Below are 16,391 nucleotides of genomic sequence, written 5' to 3'. Positions count from 1 at the left end.
TCTTACCCCGTCAGAGCCGAATTCAACCGTTGGTCCAGCTTTTCGAGGAAACCCATCGTGGTCAACCAGCTTTGCTGTGGTCCGACCAGCAAGGCCAGATCCTTGGTCATGTACCCGGCCTCGACCGTTTCCACGACCACCCGTTCCAGTGTTTCCGCAAAGGCGCGCAGGCTGATGTTCTCGTCCAGCTTGGCGCGATGCTTGAGCGCGCCGGTCCATGCGTAGATCGACGCGATGGAATTGGTCGAGGTCTGTTCGCCCGCCTGATGCTGGCGATAATGGCGGGTGACGGTGCCGTGGGCGGCTTCGGCCTCGACGATCTTGCCATCGGGGGTCATCAGCACCGAGGACATCATCCCCAATGACCCGAACCCCTGCGCCACCGTGTCGGACTGCACGTCGCCATCGTAGTTCTTGCAGGCCCAGACAAATCCGCCCGACCATTTGAGCGCAGACGCGACCATGTCGTCGATCAGGCGGTGCTGGTATTCGATGCCCTTGGCCTCGAAGGCCTCGCGGAATTCGGTGTCGTAGATGTGCTGGAAGATCTCGAGAAAGCGGCCATCATACTGTTTCAGAATGGTATTCTTGGTGGACAGGTAGACCGGCCAGCCGATGTTAAGCCCGTAGTTGAACGACGCGCGCGCAAAATCAGTGATCGAATCGTCGAGGTTGTACATGCCCATGAACACGCCTGCCGACGGCGCGTCATAGACATCGCGTTCGATCACCGTGCCATCTTCGCCGACGAATTTCATCGTGAGCTTGCCCGCTCCGGGGAACTTGAAATCCGTGGCCTTGTACTGATCGCCAAAGGCGTGGCGGCCAACGACGATGGGCTTCGTCCAGCCCGGCACAAGGCGCGGCACGTTGCGGCAGATGATCGGCTGGCGGAAGATCACACCGCCAAGGATGTTCCGGATCGTGCCATTGGGCGACCGCCACATCTGTTTGAGGCCAAACTCCTCGACCCGCGCCTCGTCCGGGGTGATGGTCGCGCATTTGACGGCGACACCCACCTCTTTGGTCTTTTCGGCGGCATCGATGGTGATCTGGTCATTGGTGCGATCCCGCTCCTCGATCCCGAGATCGTAGTAGAGCAGGTCTATGTCCAGATAGGGCAGGATCAGCTTCTTCTTGATGAAATCCCAGATGATCCGGGTCATTTCATCGCCATCCATTTCAACGATGGGATTATCGACTTTGATCTTCGACATTGGAGGTTCCCTTTCCTTTGTCGGGTCAGTGGGTGCCCAGCGACGGCGACATTTGCGCCTCGGCTTTCATCATCAACTGCGTCAAATACAATGCCAACACTGCATTGAGGAACATGGCAGCCGCCAGCGGAATCGGGGTGCCGTCGAACAAAAGCCCGACCGGGATCGCCAGCGTGACGCCGACGACCGTGGCAACGGCTCCGATCACGCTTGCCGCCATGCCCGCGATATGGCCCATCGGTTCTTGTGCGATGGCCATAAGATTGCCCAGCGTCATGCCTGCCTGAAAGAAGACGGTGATCTGCCAGATTACAAACAGCGCGAAGTAGAGCGTGTCCGGGATATACCCGGCACCGGCGGCATAGCCGATGGCCACCATGAGGGCCGAAAACCCAACCTGCGCCAGCAGCATAGCGCGGACAAGGAACATCATGCCCAGCCGCATCACAAGGCTGGCATTCAGAAAGCCCGACGAGCCCGCGACAATTGCGACAAAGCCGAACCAGATCGCAAAGGTATCGGCGCGGCCAAAGGTAATGTCGTAGATCTGCTGAACGCTCGAGAGCATGGCAAAGAGCATGGAAAAGCACAGGCTTTGCACGAGGATCGAGAGGCGCACGACGGGATGGGCGAACATCTCGACCACCGCGCTGCGCAAGGAGTGAATGCGGAACGGACGGCGATCCTCTACCGCCAGTGTCTCGGGCAAGCGCAGCGCAAGCCAAACCGCCGAAATCACGGAAAAGATCATGAACCCGTAGAACACGGCGCGCCAACTGTAGGCGTCGATCACAATCGCGCCCAGAAACGGGGCGATGGCAGGCACCAGCGTGAAAATGATCATGATGAGCGACACGATCTGCGCCATGCCGCGCCCCATGTAGAGGTCGCGCACGACGGCCATGGCAACAACGCGCGGACCGGCAGCCCCGATCCCCTGACACACCCGTGCGATCAGCAACACTTCCAGCGTTTGCGCCTGTGATGCGACGAATGCGCTGACCGTATAGAGCACGGCGCCCCATAGCATGACCGGTTTGCGCCCGAACGTGTCAGACAGCGGGCCGGTGAAGAAGGTGCCAAGCCCCATGCCCATGACAAACATGGTCAGGATCAACTGCGCCTTGTTGATATTGTCCGGCGTCAATTCCTCTGAGATCTGCGGCAGAGCGGGCAACATGGCGTCGATGGACAGCGCAACGGTTGCCGCCAGCATCGCCATCAATGCAATGAATTCTGTGCGCGGCATGGCGTTCTGCATGAGACTGTCCTGAAAATGTGGTGACAGCCCTAACAGCACTTTTACCGAGGGAACAGACCCGGCGACCTTTAGTGGCGTCGCGATGCCGGGGACGGTTCACGTTCGCTGGGATCGTCGTCGGTATTGGCGGTTTCATCTGGTTCTTGAAACCGCGCGACAAGCCATTCGGTATGCTCTTCGCGTTTGCGCATGGCAAACATGCCGAATTGCTGAATGGTCACCGCAAAGACGCCGAGACCGACAAAAATGAAAACGGTTGTGCCGATTTTACCAAGCGCGGTTGCCGGCACAAGATTGCCATAGCCCACGGTCGACAGGGTCACGACGGTAAAGAAATACAAATCGAGCCAGCTCCACCCTTCAGCCCAGCGGAAGAACACCGTCCCGCCTGCGACAATCGCCGCGAGGGTGACAACCAGAGTGATGACGCGGAAGGGAAACTGCATCGCTCAGGACGCGGTTTGCGCCAGATCGTCCATGACTTGCAGCCAAAGCTCGGTCGGTTGCGCGCCGGGAACGGCATGTTGGCTGGCCACGATAAAGGTCGGTACCGATGTCACCCCCATTCCGCGCGCGACGGCGTCGCGGTCTACGATCTCGCGGCGGTCTTCGTCGGTGGCGAGAAGGCGCAGAACGACACTGGCATCCATGCCGCAGGAATCCGCGATGTCGGCCAACACGTCAGCCGCACCGATATCGCGACCTTCAACAAAATATGCGGTAAACAGGGCATCGACGACGGCGTTCTGATGGCCTTCGATCCCGGCCCAGTGAATAAGCCGGTGCGCATTCAAGGTATTGGGCGTCTTTTCAATGGCTTCGAAGTTGATCTTCAACCCGGCCTTTTCGGCATGTTGCACCACGGGCGCATAAGCGCGGACCGCGCCTTCCTTGCCACCGAACTTCGCTTCGAGATAGGCGCGGCGATCCATGCCCTCTTTCGGCATGTCCGGGTTCAACTGGAACGGATGCCATGTGATCAGGAACGGATGATCCGGGCGCTGCGCCAGTGCGCGGTCAAAGTTGGTCTTGCCGATATAGCACCAAGGGCAAATCGGGTCGGACATGATGTCGAGCTTGACCATGTGTCATTCCTTTGCAGTCGTTGAGGACGGTCTAACAGACTGTGCCGCGATTGATAAGCGCAGGTCAGAGCATTGGCTGGTCGGGCAATGCGCGGCGCAACAGTTTGTTATTGGCATTGCGGGGCAGGGACGCGATGCGCGTGTAAAGACGCGGTTGTTTGTATCGGGCAAGGCGTTCGGCGGCAAAGGCATTCAGGCTGTCGGCATCCAAGGCATGATCGGCCACGTAGTAGGCGGCGATGATGCGAGTGTCTGTTTTGATTTCGATATCGGTGACGCCGACCTCGTGGATGTCGGGATGGGTCAGCAACGCGGCTTCGACCTCAAGCGGGCTGACGCGGTAGCCGCCTGCATTCATCATGTCATCAGCCCGGCCATGATAGCGAATGTCTTTGTTTTCAGTCATTTCACCCATATCGCCCGTCAGGAACCAGTCGCCCTGAAAGCGCGCGGCGGTCTCTTCTGGTTTGTTCAGATAGCCAAGCATCAATCCCGGATCATTGCGATGGACGGCGATGATACCGGGGGTGCCGAATGGAACGGGGCCAGTGTCCCCGATGATCGCCACGCGGCGGCCCTGTTGGGGCCAGCCAAGGCTTTCGGGGGGAAGGTCGGGCGATCCCGGTGGCGCGGAAATGAAGGTCGAGCATTCGGACATGCCGAACGCCTCGTAGACGCGGGTGCACGTCGCGGCCAGCCACGCGTCGCGGATCGAGGCGGGCAGCTTTTCTCCGGCGGAAAGGCCATGGCGCAGTTTGGGAAGGTCAAGCTGACCCAACTTCAGGACATTTCGATAAACCCCTGGCGCTGCTGCGAAAATCGTTGCCTCATGGCGTTTGAGCAAAAGCGGGATCTGCGCGTGTTCAACGCCCTGTGCCGGGATCAGGGCCGTTGCGCCCTTTGTCCACGGGTCCAAAAGGCCAGTGCCCAGCGTGTAGGTCCAGTTGAACGCGCCTGCGTGCATCAGGCGGTCGGACTCGGTCAACCCGTACCAGCCGTCCATCATCATGCCCCGCGCCCAGATCGCGCGGTGGGCGTGGCAGACGGCACGGGGTTTGCCCGATGTGCCGGAGGTGAAGATGATATAGGCGAGGCGGTTCGGATCGCCGTAGTCGTAGGTGGCGGGGGGCAAACCGTACCATTGAGAGATCTGATCCGTACGGATTACCCGTACGGTTGAAGGACAGGCGGTCTGGCCGTCATGCAGAACCGCCGCCGGACCCGTCATGTCGATCAACACCTGTACCTCAGGCTCGGTGAGCTGGGACGAGGTGGGAATGGGAACGATGCCGACCGCGATGGCTGCAAGATAGGCGACCGGGAATTCGACCGAATTGCCGACCCGCATCAGAAGCCGGTCACCCGGTTTCAATCCGCTGTTCAGAAGCCCGCTGGCGGTGCCGAGGATGGCGCTGCGCAGGCGGTCAAAGCTCCAGCGTTGGGCACCGGTGGGTTTGACCACGGCCAGCGCGATCTTGTCCGGCACACGGTCAGCCGCAGCCAGAACATGGGCGGTCAGGTTGAAATTCTGCGGGCAGGGCGGCCAGTGGCCGGTGTCGAAAAGCGAGGTCATGGCAACAGCCCTAGGCCGCAATTGACAGCGCCGCAAGCGCCGGTTGCCGGAGCGGAAGGCCATGCTTATAGATGACTTCATAACTCATGATCCAAAGAACCTGATCCGCATTGCGCGGGACACCGGAAGCCACGATCAGCCCGAACCGCTGAACCTGGGCGAGCGCGTGCGCGACCTGCGCAAGGCGCGGAACTGGACGCTCGAACAGGCCGCGCAGCAGGCGGGGCTGGCACGATCGACCTTGTCGAAGATCGAGAACGGGCAGATGTCGCCCACCTACGACGCGCTGAAAAAGCTGGCCATTGGATTGCAGATCAGCGTGCCACAGCTGTTCACGCCGCCGCAGCGGGAAAAGGTGAATGGCCGGATGGTGATGACCCCCAACGGAAAGGGCCAGCACCACGCCACGACCACCTATGAGCACGAGCTATTGGCGGAAACCCTGACCAAGAAGCAGATGCTGCCTTATCGCGCGCGGGTGCGTGCGCGTTCGGTGGACGAGTTCGACGGTTGGGTCCGCCATGACGGCGAGGAATTCCTGTATGTCCTGACCGGGGTCATCCGGCTCTACACCGAGTTCTACGAACCGGTTGAGATGCGCCGCGGGGACAGTGCCTATTACGATGCCACAATGGGGCATAACGTGATCTCGGTGTCAGACGACGACGCCAGCATCCTGTGGGTCACATCACTGACGTCTTGATCCGGGATCGACCGGGCAAGACGGTCAGGGGCATTCAGAGAAGCCGAACCGCTTCAGAACCACAATTGCACGGTGCGGGACGTGGTCGAGATATCCTGACCGATCCCGTCAACCGTGGCACAGGCGCTGAGCGCGCCTGCGATCACAATCAGCAGAGTGCATGCTCGCATGGTTCACTCCTCTTCCCACCACCAGACATCGGGCTGCCAGCCGATCCAGTCGCCATAGATCGGGATGTCGGTCGGATATTTCAACTGTTTCGCATGAGCGATGCGGCTGATGTTCCACTGGTAGATCGGGATGACATACCGGCCCGTGGTCAGTACCCGGTCCAGCGCGCGGGTGGCCGCGATGAAATCCTCGCGTGTGTCCGAATTGAGGATCTCGTCGATCATGGCTTCGGCAGCGGGCGAACACATGCCCATCCAGTTGCGTGTGCCGGGGGCTTCGACGCCGTCACAGCCCCAGTAGAGCTTCTGTTCGTTGCCGGGGCTGAGAGACATGCCCCAGCGGTTGTAGCTCATGTCGAAATCGTAGTTGTTGGTGCGTTCCTTGAACTGCGCCGCGTCGATCGTGGTGATCGTCGGAGTGATGCCGACCCGTTCCAGCGACTGAGTGTAAAGGTCGATGATCGACTGTTCTTCGGTGCTGCCTTGCTGGAGCAGGATTTCGAAGGTGAAGGGCTGCCCATCGGGGCCAACCATCTGGCCGTCGGTGATCGTGTAGCCGGCCTCTTCCATCAGGTCGATGGCGGCGCGGATGTTGCCACGGTTGCGTTCGGTGCCGTCGCTGACCGGCAGGGCGTAGCCGTCGAGCGCGCCCGGCAGCAGGTCTGCGGCGAAGGGTTCGAGCAGATCGCGCTCGCGTCCCTCGGCGGGGCCGTCCTGCATGCCGAGCACCGAGTTCGAGAAGTAGGACGTGATGCGCGGCTGTTTGGAGCCGGTCATGGTTTCGTTGATGAATTCGAAATTGAACGCATGCAGCATCGCATCGCGTACACGCCAGTCCTTGAACTGGTCGCGGCGGGTGTTCATCACGAACCCGGTCATGCCTGACGGGCGTTCATGTGGAATCACCGACTTGACCACATCGCCGCTGTCGATGGCGGGGAAATCGTACTGGGTGTCCCATTTCTCGACATTGAATTCGCGGCTGGAATTCAGCGCACCGGCCTTGAACGCCTCGAACATGGCAGTTCCGTCGCCGTAGAATTCCATGCGGATCTCATCAAGGTTCGCCTGACCGCGCATGAAGTTGACGTCTTTGCCCCAGTAGTCGGGATTGCGTTTGAGGCTGACAAAGCGGCCCGCCTCGAAATCGTCGATCACGTAAGGGGCGGTGGAGATCGGCACCTCGTCGATGCCGGAGGCGTCGAATTCCTTGCCTTCCCACTGGGCCTTCTTCAGGATCGGGCGCATGCCGATCAGCAGCGCCATTTCCGGATCGTCTTCGTTGAAGGTGAAGCGGATGCTGCGCGGACCGGTCTGCTCCATCGACGCGACTTTTTTCCACGCGCCGTGGTAGCGGGGGTGACCGATTGTGCCGAGGGTCTCATAAGACCACATCACGTCTTCTACGGTAAGCGGCGTGCCATCTGAGAACGCGGCCTCTTCGCGGAGGACGAATTCGACCCAATCTCGATCCTCGCCCACCTCAATCGATTCGGCGAGAAGACCGTAGAGCGTGAACGGTTCGTCCCAGTTTCGGCCCATCAGGCTTTCATAGGCGAGGAACCGGAGCTGCCACGGGGTCGAGCCTTTGGAGATATGCGGGTTGAGGCTGTCGAAGCTGCCAACCTCACCAGTCACGATGCGTCCCCCCTTTGGCGCATCCGGGTTTGCATAGGGCAGGGACACAAAATCCGGTGGCAGTTCGGGGTCCCCATACATAGCTATGCCGTGCTGCGGGTCTGCCGCGCCCGATTGCGCGCTAAGCGCGAGTGCCAGTGCGGCGATGCTGATGTGCCTTTTCAGGAATAAAACCGATCTCATTTTCGCAACAATCCCTGTCTGCCCTTATTTTGTTGTCTGAGAACGTAACTGGGCTTTTGAGGCTTTTCAAACTTTTAGCTTGGATCACCGCGAAGAATTGCCTATAAAGGACTTACTGCTCGATAGGTTTCTTGCCTGTATGAAACCTGCCTCAATAACTTAACCCCGGCTTCGTGCCGGGGTTTTTTTCTGTCTGATGACCAGCCGTTCTGCAAGGATGACGCAGCAGCAGGAGAGGTGACATGGACAGCTTGACCCAAGTTCTAAAGGCCTATGGCGATGCGTGGTGCGAAGTCGATGCTGAAAAACGGCGGGCGCTTCTGGAAATCGCATGGGCAGACGATGGGCTTTATCAGGATCCCGGCAGCGAGGCGCGGGGGCGCGATTCGCTGCATGCGCTGATCGGGCGTGTTTTGGCCCGATTTCCCGGAGGACGAATCGAACTGACCTCGGGGGTGGATGCGCATCACGACCGCATCCGGTTTGCATGGCGCATGGTGATGGCGGATGGGACGGTTCCGATCCAAGGGATCGACTGTGGACGGGTCGGCGCAGATGGCCGCCTGACCGAGATCATCGGCTTTTTTGGAGCGCAGCCGCCAGAGGTGTGAACCAACATCCTTCCTTTGTGTTATGCACATGCAGCATGTAGCATGCTGCACAAGCAAAAGACCAAGGAAGGAGCGATCATGTCGCTGAAAGGGAAAACTGCTGTCATCACCGGTTCGAATTCCGGGATCGGGTTGGGCGTTGCACATGAATTGGCCCGTGCCGGCGCGGACGTGGTGATCAATTCGTTCACCGACCGGGACGAGGATCATGCGCTCGCCGCGGAGATCGCCAAGGAGCATGGCGTCACGGTGCGCTATATCCAGGCCGATATGTCGAAGCCCGACCAGTGCCGCGCGCTGATCGAACAGGCGGGGGCCTGCGATATTCTGGTGAACAATGCGGGCATCCAGCATGTCGCCCCGATCGACGAGTTCCCGATCGAGAAATGGGACGCGATCATCGCCATCAACCTCAGTTCGGCCTTTCACACCACCGCAGTTGCATTGCCGATGATGCGCAAGGCGGGCTGGGGCCGGATCATCAACATCGCCAGCGCCCATGGCCTGACGGCGTCACCGTTCAAATCGGCCTATATTGCCGCCAAGCACGGGGTTGTCGGCCTGTCCAAGACAACGGCTTTGGAAACGGCACGGGAACACATCACCTGCAACGCGATCTGTCCGGGCTATGTTCTCACACCGCTGGTCGAGGCCCAGATCCCCGATACGGCCAAGAAGTACGACATGAGTGAGGAAGAGGTGACGCAGAAGGTCATTCTGGAGCGCCAGCCTTCCAAGGAATTCGCCACGGTCGAGCAGATCGGCGGCACGGCGGTGTTCCTCTGCTCGGATGCGGCGGCGCAGATCACCGGGACGACGATCTCGGTGGACGGGGGCTGGACAGCGCTGTGATCTCCTTTTTCACGAGGGGCCAGCCCCTCGTGCTCCCCGGAGTTTACTTGGCAAGATGAAGGAGCAGGTGGTGGTATGGTAAAGATCAATCTTGCCCTTCAGGGCGGCGGCGCACATGGCGCGTTTACTTGGGGTGTGCTGGACCGGCTTCTGGAAGAGGAAGACGTGGAGATCGCGGCAATCACCGGCACGTCGGCAGGGGCGCTCAATGGCGCGGCGCTCAAGGCGGGGTGGCTGCTGGACGGGCGGCAGGGGGCAAAAGACAACCTCGACTGGCTCTGGGCACAGGTGGCGCGGCTGGATGATCTGGCAGTGCCGAAATGGATGCAGGCCTGGCTGCCTACACCGGGGGCGATCAGCAAGGGATTGGAGTTTTCACCCGCTTACATGCTTGGTGACACGCTGGGGCGGATGATGTCGCCCTATGCCTGGGGGCCGCTCTACGAGAACCCGCTCGAAAAGATTGTTGACCAGTTCGATTTCGGGCGGGTCTGCGCGATGGAAGGCCCGCGCCTCTATGTCTGCGCGACGCAGGTGCGCGATGGCAAGGTGCGGATTTTCAAAGGCAAGGCAATCAGCACCAAGAGCATCCTTGCTTCGGCCTGTTTACCAACCCTCTTTCAGGCGGTCGAGGTGGAAGACCCGCAGACCGGCATCGTGGAGCCGTTCTGGGACGGCGGCTATACAGGGAACCCGGCGCTGTTTCCGCTGTTCGATGCCGACCTGCCGGATGACGTGGTGATCGTGAACATCAATCCGCTGAAGCGGGATACCGTGCCGGTGATGCCCAACGAGATTCAGAACCGGATCAACGAGATCAGTTTCAACTCATCGTTGCTGCGCGAATTGCGGGCCATCGAATTCGTCCAGCGCCTGATTGCGGATGGCAAGGTGCAGGAGGGCGCAATGAAGAACGTCCGGGTGCACATGATCGCCGATGACGACCTGATGAACGATTTGTCGGTCGCAACCAAGCTGGTCCCCGTACCATCGGTGATCGCCGAATTGAAAGAGGCCGGCCGCCGCGCCGCAGGGACATTCCTTGCGCATCACAAGGAAGATCTGGGGCAACGGCAGACCGCCGATCTTGTCAAAATGTTTGGCTGAGCCACGCCATGTAGACGGCGTAGAGCAGCAGAAAGACGAGACCCGAAACGCGGCTGATGGCACGGCGCCAGAAGAGCAGGCCGATGAGAACAGCCGTTGTCGCCAGCATCACGCCGATGTCGGGCAGGAGGCTGCTTTCGATAGGCAGCTTTGCGAAAAGGGCCGTGGTGCCCAGAATACCGAGGATGTTGAAGATGCCGGAGCCCAGGATGTTGCCGAGCGCCACATCCGATTGCCCGCGCCGCGCCGCCATGACGGTGGTTGCAAGTTCCGGCAGCGAGGTGCCGACGGCGACCAGCGTAAGCCCGATCACGGCTTCGGGCACGCCATAGGCGCGGGCGATGCCGGTTGCGCCATCGACCAGAGCAATGGCGCCCCCGATGGTGAGGGCGAGGCCGACCACCAGGAACATCGCCGCCTTGGGCAACGGGTCGGTCGGGATATCTACATCATGCGCCGGAACTGCGCTGCTGCGGAACGCGCCCCAGAGATAGACCCCGAGAAGCGCCAGATGACCAATACCGGCGACGAAAGAAATCTGTCCGGCCACCGCCAGAACGGCCAATCCAAGAGCGCTGCCGCCAACCCATGCCGCTTCGCGCGGCAAGCCAGCCATCTGTGCCGACACCGGACGGATCAGGGCGGCAAGCGCGAGGATCAAAAGGATGTTGGCGATATTGCTGCCAACGACGTTCCCGAGCGCGATGGCCGGCGCCCCGGCAAGTGCAGCGCTGAGCGAGGTGACAAGTTCAGGAGCCGAGGTCCCGAAGCCTACCAGCGTGAGGCCGATGACCAGCGGAGACACGCCAAAACGACGCGCCACGCCGACAGCGCCGCGCACCAAAAGATCGCCGCCAACAAGCAGCGCCACAAGGCCAAAGGCCACGAGTATCAAGTTCAAGGAAACCACCCCAACGGGTCGCGTGCGGGACTGCAGCAGACCGTTCTGATCAAGTGTGTGGGATCGAAACCCCGTTCAAGCCGGGACGCAAAATAATCAGGCTGCCTTGGCAGGCTGGGACGGGTCTTTGGCGTTGGGATAGACCAGACCCGCCGAAATCACCAGTTTCGCCGCATCCTCGATGGTCATGTCGAGTTCGATCACGTCTTCTTCGGGGAAGAAGAGCAGAAATCCCGATGTCGGGTTCGGTGTGGTCGGAACGAACACCGAGATCAGTTTGCCCATGGTCTCGGCGCGGTCGGAAATTTCGCCTCGTGCATCGGTCGAGATAAAGCCAATCGCCCAGATGCCCTTGCGCGGGTATTGGATCAGGCAGGCCTTTTCGAAGTTCCGCTCGGACTGGGCAAAGATCGTTTCGGCGATCTGTTTGACCCCGCTATAGATCGACCGGATCACCGGCATGCGTTCGACAAGGCTTTCGGCGAAACGGATCAGCGAGCGCCCGATCAGGCCTTTGGCGACCCAGCCCACGAAGACCGTGAAGACGAGGAAGAAGATCACACCGACGCCGCGCAGGTTGATGCCGATATATTCTTCGGGATTGAACCGGCTCGGCACCAGCGGCAGGACAAAACCGTCGATCCAGCCCATGATTGTCCAGATCAGCCAGATCGTCAGGGCAACTGGCGCGATGACAACGATGCCCGTCAGAAAGCTTGCCCGAAGCCGTGCAAGGAGGCCTGGCTTGCGTCGTGCTGGTTCAAAAGGGGTGGTCATGTCGGGTCCGTCACTGGTTCGTTGAAAACCTAGGAGGTCGGGCTGCGGTCTACAATGGGTGCCGGGGCCAAGATCCTGTTTTTCAACGCAGAGCTACCAATTCCTGTGCAATTTGCGCCCCAAGACGAGCATTGTTCAGCACCAATGCGATATTTGCCTTGAGCGACCGTCCTTCGGTCAGTTCGAAAATACGCTGCAGCAGGTAAGGCGTGAGGGCCTTTCCCGAGATGCCATGCGTTTCGGCGTCCTGCGTGGCGCGGGTGATGATCGGGTGAATCTCGGTATGAGGGATTTCGGCCTCGGCCGGGATCGGGTTGGCGATCAATTGCCCGCCGGGCAGGCCAAGTGATGCGCGCATCAGATGCGATTTGGCGATTTCTGCGGGTGTGTCCGCACGCAGCGGCGCTTTGAGGTTCGACCCGCGTGACCAGAAGGCGGGCAGAACATCCTGGCCATAAGCCATCACCGGAACACCCAGCGTTTCCAGCACTTCGAGCGTTTTCGGCAGGTCAAGGATGGCTTTCGCACCCGCCGCAACGACCGTAACCGGAGTTTGCGAGAGTTCCTGAAGATCGGCGGAGATGTCAAAGCTTTGATCGGCACCGCGATGGACGCCGCCAATCCCGCCCGTCGCAAAGACTTTGATCCCGGCGAGATGGGCCGCGATCATGGTTGCGGCGACGGTTGTGGCACCCGTGCCGCCCTTGGCCATACAGACCGCCATGTCGGCACGGCTGAGCTTGGCGACCTGTTTGGCCTGCGCCAGTGCTTCAAGCTGGTCAGCGCTCAGGCCCACGCAGAGGCGGCCTTCGATCACAGCGATGGTGGCGGGTTCGGCACCTGCGTCGCGCACGGTGGCCTCGATGGCGCGCGCGGTCTCGAGGTTCTGGGGCCAGGGCATCCCGTGGGTGATGATGGTCAACTCGAGCGCGACGACGGGTTTTCCCGCATCAAGCGCGGTCTGGACAGCGACGGAGATATCGAGGGGCAGGGTGGTCATGTCAGGTTCCTCCGGCGACATAGGCGGCAGCAGTGGCAAGGGCGCGGTGCAGGGCTGTGGGGCGGTCGGCACCGCGCAACTCTGACGCGATATGGGCGGCCATGAAGGTGTCGCCAGCGCCCGTGACACGGGTGACCATCACCTCGGGTGGGCGTTCGGCGAGGATGCCCTCGGCTGTGGCGTCGCAGGTGACATTGCCACCATCGGTGACCAAGGCGCGTGCGGCTCCGCGTTCGATCAGCGCAGCCCCGGCTTGGGGAGCATTGGTGAATTCGGTCTGGCACAGAAGGCCCGCCTCTTCGAGGTTTACATAGAGCACCCCTTTGCCCGCGCGGATGAAGGGCAGCAGTCGTTCCGCTTTGCCGGGCGACGCGGGTGCAATGCGCAGATCGGCTGCGGCAAAGGCCGGGTGATGGACGATCTGGTCGAGCAGCGTTTCCGTAAGGTTGCCATCCAGCGCGATGGGTCCGGGGAAGGGAGCTTCGACAAATCCCACAGGCCCGGTGATCAGCGGGCGCAGGATCTTGTCACCCGCCTGCTCCAGCGAATGGGCGTCGGCGATGGCGGCGATCAGGCCGTTCTTGCCCTCGACCGCCATGTATTGATCAGTGGGCAGATCGTCCGAGCGGTAGAGGTGATCGGTGATCAGCCCAAGTCGGTCGCAGGCGGCAACCAATTCGTTGCCTTCGGGATCACGGCCAACGACGCTCAGCAGGGCGGGCAGCAGGTCAAACCGCGCCAGCGTCATTGCGATATTGAGCGCAACACCACCCGGCAGACGGGTGATATGGCCGGGCACGTCTGCGCCCTGTTTCATGTGGCGGTCTGATCGGCCGATCACGTCCCAAAGGACGGAGCCGATGCAAAGGATATCGGGGCGCTGTGTCATGCGCCCGTCATCGCCTGAGTGCTATTTCAGCGCAAGGGTTGGAATGAAGAACGTACCGTCGCGCCGCCCATTGTTGCCGCGCCTGCTTTGTGGCAGGCCTGCGCACAAGAATTGAACGGAGTTTTGCGACAATGATGAAACCAACCCTGATGCGTCCCGGCGGACTTCCCAACAGCGCGTCCAGCCCCGTGGTGACGCCGCTCATGCCGTCGGTGGTGTATGCCAGCACAACCCCGGATCAGCTTGACGATCAATACGAAGGCCGTACCGAAGGCTACACCTATGCGCGCGAGGGCCATCCCAACGCCGATGTTCTGGCGCGCCGGATCGACGCAATGGAAGGCGCTCCCGTTCCGGGGATCGTTCTGGGGTCTGGTATGGCGGCGGTGACAGCCGTGCTGCTGGGACTGTGCAAGGCGGGGGATCATGTGGTCGGTGGTGATCAGCTTTACGGGCGGTCCCTGCGGATGATGCGCGACGACCTGCCCCGATTGGGGATCGCAACCTCGCTCGCCGATCCGACGGATGCGGCGGCGATCGCGGCGGCGCTGCGGCCCAATACGCGATTGGTGCTGATCGAGGTGGTGTCGAACCCGACGCTGCGGATTGCGGATGTGCAGGGGATCGCCGATCTCTGCCGCGAGAAGGGCGTGCTTTTGGTCGTCGACAACACCTTCACCACGCCGCGCGCTGTCACACCGTTCGAACTGGGCGCGGATGTGGTGCTGCATTCGGTGACCAAGCTGCTGGCCGGCCATTCGGACGTGACGCTGGGTTGGGTGGCGACGCGGGACGCCGCCCTGAGCAAGGCAATCTACGATTTTGCAGTGACCACGGGCATGACGCCCAGCCCGTTCGATTGCTGGCTGGCCGAGCGCGGGTTGATGTCCTTTGACCTGCGCTTTGACCGGGCGGAATCGAATGCCGCACGTCTGGCAGATCATCTGGCAGCGCAACCTTTGATCAAGCGCGTGCTCTATCCGACGCGCCCGGACCATCCCGACCGCGCCCGTTCGCAAGGGCTTTTGCAGGGACGCGGCTGCAACATGGTGAGCTTCGAGTTGCATGGTGGACGGGCAGAGGCCAACGCCTTTACACAAGGGGCGCATCAGATCGCCTTTGCCCCAACGCTGGGGGATGTCGGCACCACCCTGTCACACCCGGCGAGTTCTTCCCATCGAGGACTCACCCCCGAGGCGCGCGCGGCACAAGGCATGACCGAAGGGTTCTTCCGAGTGTCCGTCGGGCTTGAGGATCCGGACGCACTGATTGGAGCGTTCGACGCAGGCCTGGCATCGGTGGCAGCGGTCAAATGACCGCAGCGCCCCGCGATGTTCTGATGGTTCTGGGCATTCCGGCGCTGCTTATTGCGCCGGATCACCGGATTTTTGCGACCAATGCCGCTGCCGAAAAGCTGCTGGGCAAGAATATCGAGGGACGGCATTTCATCACCGCACTGCGCCAGCCGACTTTGCTGGATACGATCGAGCAGGTTCAGCGCGACGGCACCCGGCGCGAAACCCGCTATCTGACCAATGACGGGCAGCACGACATCACCTATCGAGTCACCTGCGGCGCGGTGCCGATGCAGGGAAAGCAGGGCGTTCTGGTGTCTTTTGAGGACATCACGCCGATGGAGCAGGCCGGGCAGATGCGCCGCGATTTTGTGGCCAATGTCAGCCATGAGCTGCGCACGCCTTTGACAGCCCTCTTGGGGTTCATCGAAACGCTGCAGGGGCCGGCACGAAATGACGCCAAGGCGCAGGAACGTTTTCTGGGCATCATGGGGGCGGAAGCAGAGCGCATGAACCGCCTTGTGTCGGATCTGCTATCACTCAGCCGCGTCGAAGCCGAAGAGCGCGTGCGTCCGGCGGGCCAGGTCGATTTGGGGGCGATGATCGAACAAACGCGCCACAGCCTTGCGCAATTGGCGGACGAGGCCGGGATCGGCATGTCGGTCCATTTGCCGCCAGAGCCTATCGTGGTGCCGGGTGACGCCGACCAGTTGCGGCAGATCCTGACCAACCTCGTTGAGAATGCGATCAAATACTCGGGCAAAGGTGCCTATATCCGGATCAGCCTGGGCGTTCCCGATTACGAGACGCGGCTGCGCGGGCAGGGGGTGCGGATCGAGGTGAGCGACACCGGACCGGGCATTGATGCGGTTCACCTGCCGCGTCTCACCGAACGTTTCTACCGGGTCGACAGCCATCGCTCTCGCGAATTGGGCGGCACCGGGCTGGGCTTGGCCATCGTAAAGCACATCGTCAACAGGCACCGGGGCCGTCTGCAGGTTGAAAGCCAGTTGGGCAAGGGCACGACCTTTACCGTGATCCTGCCGATGGACGGACGTCAGGACTGAACCGGCTGTCATCGGCATGGACTGCCGACAATTCCGTCAACGGAAACGGATGATGCGTCACC

Annotated in this window: 17 protein-coding genes; 6 read left to right on the top strand and 11 right to left on the bottom strand. The window is 61.0% G+C overall.

All coding sequences use genetic code 11. From position 1 onward, the window contains the following. Positions 1-2: 2 nt before the first annotated feature. The 5 genes from ACMVPR_RS05830 to ACMVPR_RS05810 all read right to left on the bottom strand — a co-directional run bounded on the left by ACMVPR_RS05830 (position 3) and on the right by ACMVPR_RS05810 (position 5,136). Complete coding sequence (locus ACMVPR_RS05830; protein ID WP_416882083.1) at positions 3-1,217, bottom strand: NADP-dependent isocitrate dehydrogenase; 1,215 nt, start codon at positions 1,215-1,217, stop codon at positions 3-5. 25 nt (positions 1,218-1,242) lie between these two features. Next, positions 1,243-2,478, bottom strand: coding sequence for a multidrug effflux MFS transporter (locus tag ACMVPR_RS05825; protein WP_416882082.1), 1,236 nt, complete (start codon positions 2,476-2,478; stop codon positions 1,243-1,245). Between the two features lie 68 nt (positions 2,479-2,546). Then, a complete protein-coding gene (locus ACMVPR_RS05820) occupies positions 2,547-2,924 on the bottom strand; it encodes a potassium channel family protein (RefSeq protein WP_416882081.1) in 378 nt (125 codons plus the stop codon). Positions 2,925-2,927: 3 nt separating this feature from the next. Beyond that, positions 2,928-3,563 (bottom strand): DsbA family oxidoreductase, encoded by a 636-nt coding sequence (locus tag ACMVPR_RS05815; protein WP_416882080.1) that lies wholly within the window; start codon positions 3,561-3,563, stop codon positions 2,928-2,930. Positions 3,564-3,627: 64 nt separating this feature from the next. Further along, positions 3,628-5,136, bottom strand: a complete 1,509-nt coding sequence (locus ACMVPR_RS05810; RefSeq protein WP_416882079.1) for a class I adenylate-forming enzyme family protein — start codon at positions 5,134-5,136, stop codon at positions 3,628-3,630. A 61-nt stretch (positions 5,137-5,197) separates the two neighbouring features. Here ACMVPR_RS05810 and ACMVPR_RS05805 point away from each other — a divergent pair, with 61 nt between their 5' ends. After that, positions 5,198-5,839, top strand: coding sequence for a helix-turn-helix domain-containing protein (locus ACMVPR_RS05805; RefSeq protein ID WP_416882078.1), 642 nt, complete (start codon positions 5,198-5,200; stop codon positions 5,837-5,839). 53 nt (positions 5,840-5,892) lie between these two features. Here ACMVPR_RS05805 and ACMVPR_RS05800 read toward each other — a convergent pair whose 3' ends face one another. Beyond that, positions 5,893-6,009, bottom strand: a complete 117-nt coding sequence (locus tag ACMVPR_RS05800; protein ID WP_416882077.1) for an entericidin EcnA/B family protein — start codon at positions 6,007-6,009, stop codon at positions 5,893-5,895. 3 nt (positions 6,010-6,012) lie between these two features. Further along, the gene (locus ACMVPR_RS05795; protein ID WP_416882076.1) at positions 6,013-7,830 is read right to left on the bottom strand and encodes an extracellular solute-binding protein; all 1,818 of its coding nucleotides are present in this window, start codon (positions 7,828-7,830) and stop codon (positions 6,013-6,015) included. Between the two features lie 242 nt (positions 7,831-8,072). Here ACMVPR_RS05795 and ACMVPR_RS05790 point away from each other — a divergent pair, with 242 nt between their 5' ends. From ACMVPR_RS05790 to ACMVPR_RS05780, 3 genes are all read left to right on the top strand, one after another. Continuing rightward, positions 8,073-8,441 (top strand): nuclear transport factor 2 family protein, encoded by a 369-nt coding sequence (locus ACMVPR_RS05790; RefSeq protein ID WP_416882075.1) that lies wholly within the window; start codon positions 8,073-8,075, stop codon positions 8,439-8,441. A gap of 78 nt (positions 8,442-8,519) precedes the next feature. Then, positions 8,520-9,293 (top strand): 3-hydroxybutyrate dehydrogenase, encoded by a 774-nt coding sequence (locus ACMVPR_RS05785; protein WP_416882074.1) that lies wholly within the window; start codon positions 8,520-8,522, stop codon positions 9,291-9,293. Between the two features lie 75 nt (positions 9,294-9,368). Further along, on the top strand, positions 9,369-10,400 hold the full coding sequence (locus ACMVPR_RS05780; protein ID WP_300585821.1) for a patatin-like phospholipase family protein: 1,032 nt from the start codon (positions 9,369-9,371) through the stop codon (positions 10,398-10,400). Here ACMVPR_RS05780 and ACMVPR_RS05775 read toward each other — a convergent pair. From ACMVPR_RS05775 to ACMVPR_RS05760, 4 genes are all read right to left on the bottom strand, one after another. After that, positions 10,384-11,301 (bottom strand): calcium/sodium antiporter, encoded by a 918-nt coding sequence (locus ACMVPR_RS05775; protein WP_416882073.1) that lies wholly within the window; start codon positions 11,299-11,301, stop codon positions 10,384-10,386. The genes ACMVPR_RS05780 and ACMVPR_RS05775 overlap by 17 nt on opposite strands. Positions 11,302-11,397: 96 nt before the next feature. Next, positions 11,398-12,078 (bottom strand): DUF502 domain-containing protein, encoded by a 681-nt coding sequence (locus ACMVPR_RS05770; protein WP_300585825.1) that lies wholly within the window; start codon positions 12,076-12,078, stop codon positions 11,398-11,400. A gap of 82 nt (positions 12,079-12,160) precedes the next feature. After that, a complete protein-coding gene (locus ACMVPR_RS05765; protein WP_416882072.1) occupies positions 12,161-13,078 on the bottom strand; it encodes a pseudouridine-5'-phosphate glycosidase in 918 nt (305 codons plus the stop codon). A gap of 1 nt (position 13,079) precedes the next feature. Next, positions 13,080-13,967: a PfkB family carbohydrate kinase gene (locus ACMVPR_RS05760; protein WP_416882071.1), complete on the bottom strand. Its 888-nt coding sequence runs from the start codon at positions 13,965-13,967 to the stop codon at positions 13,080-13,082. A 134-nt stretch (positions 13,968-14,101) separates the two neighbouring features. Here ACMVPR_RS05760 and ACMVPR_RS05755 point away from each other — a divergent pair, with 134 nt between their 5' ends. Together ACMVPR_RS05755 and ACMVPR_RS05750 are read left to right on the top strand one after the other, a co-directional pair. Then, complete coding sequence (locus ACMVPR_RS05755; RefSeq protein WP_416884625.1) at positions 14,102-15,283, top strand: trans-sulfuration enzyme family protein; 1,182 nt, start codon at positions 14,102-14,104, stop codon at positions 15,281-15,283. Further along, entirely contained in the window at positions 15,280-16,329 is a 1,050-nt protein-coding gene (locus ACMVPR_RS05750; RefSeq protein WP_416882070.1) for an ATP-binding protein, read from the top strand. Before ACMVPR_RS05755 ends, ACMVPR_RS05750 begins: the two co-directional genes overlap by 4 nt. Positions 16,330-16,391: the final 62 nt, after the last annotated feature.

This window comes from Marivita sp. (assembly GCF_048006345.1).
Classification (GTDB): domain Bacteria; phylum Pseudomonadota; class Alphaproteobacteria; order Rhodobacterales; family Rhodobacteraceae; genus Marivita.
This window is presented reverse-complemented; position numbering and strand designations above follow the sequence as displayed.